Origin of the sequence: Bacteriovorax sp. DB6_IX, assembly GCF_000447775.1 — a bacterium.
In the GTDB taxonomy this organism is placed as follows: domain Bacteria; phylum Bdellovibrionota; class Bacteriovoracia; order Bacteriovoracales; family Bacteriovoracaceae; genus Halobacteriovorax_A.
This window is the reverse complement of sequence record NZ_AUNJ01000366.1, coordinates 1-281: the sequence shown is the minus strand read 5'-3', so window position 1 is coordinate 281 and position 281 is coordinate 1. Positions and strand designations below refer to the sequence as shown.

Genomic DNA, 281 nt, shown 5'->3' with positions numbered 1-281 from the left:
CTTTATTTCAATCATAAGATCAGGGTTATGAACATCAACTTTAAAGTGAGTATTCTTTAAAACGCCAGTTGCCACATAGCGATTAATGTCATTAGACACCATCGAGAATCTCTTATTCACTCTCTTGGCCTTAACTTTAAAGGTCTTAAACTCTGTTTGAAGCTTGAGTTCCTTAACAACTAGTTCAACAACTTTATCCATATCAAGTTCAACGCGACGTACTGGTTGGATAGAATTTAACCCTGGAAGGTCTTGAAGTCGTGAAATTAACTCTTCAGAAA

Annotated in this window: 1 protein-coding gene; it reads right to left on the bottom strand. The window is 35.9% G+C overall.

Annotation, left to right across the window (positions count from 1 at the left end):
- The coding region (locus tag M901_RS11355) for a THUMP domain-containing protein (protein ID WP_034721889.1) at positions 1–281 on the bottom strand (281 nt) is incomplete at both ends.